The organism is Thermus sp. (assembly GCF_056332225.1).
On the sequence record NZ_JBWGQW010000246.1, the window covers coordinates 1 to 551 of the forward strand.

Genomic DNA, 551 nt, shown 5'->3' on the forward strand with positions numbered 1-551 from the left:
CCCTGCCACGACCTTCCAATGGCGTCCTTGAGCTTCACGTCTATCTTGGGCCCGTAGAAAACCCCCTCGCCGGGATCCACCTGGAAGGGAATGTCCATCTCCTGCAGGGATTCGCGCAGGGCGGAGGTGGCCTTCTCCCACAGCTCGTCGCTCCCCACCGACTTCTCGGGGCGGGTGCTCAGGAAGACCTCGAAATCCCGGAATCCGAAGGTGCGCAGGCAATGGAAGGCGAATTCCAGGCACTCCTCCACCTGCTCCCGCAGCTGGTCCTCGCGGCAGAAGATGTGGGCGTCGTCCTGGGTGAAACCCCGCACCCGCATCAACCCGTGCAGAACGCCGGACCTCTCGTGCCGGTAAACCGTTCCCAGCTCGAAGAACTTGAGGGGAAGTTCCCGGTAGGAGCGTGGCCTGGTCTTGTAGATGAGCACGTGGCCGGGGCAGTTCATGGGCTTGACCACGTACTCCATGCCGTCCTTCTCGAAGACATACATGTTTTCCCGGTAGTAGTCCATGTGTCCGGACTCGTGCCACAGGCGACCCCGGAAGAGGTG

Annotated in this window: 1 protein-coding gene; it reads right to left on the minus strand. The window is 62.1% G+C overall.

What is annotated here, in order from left to right:
- Window positions 1-512 (minus strand): aminoacyl--tRNA ligase-related protein (locus AC01Y6_RS11165; protein WP_476671602.1); only part of this gene is annotated, 512 nt, incomplete at its 3' end.
- Window positions 513-551 lie beyond the last annotated feature (39 nt).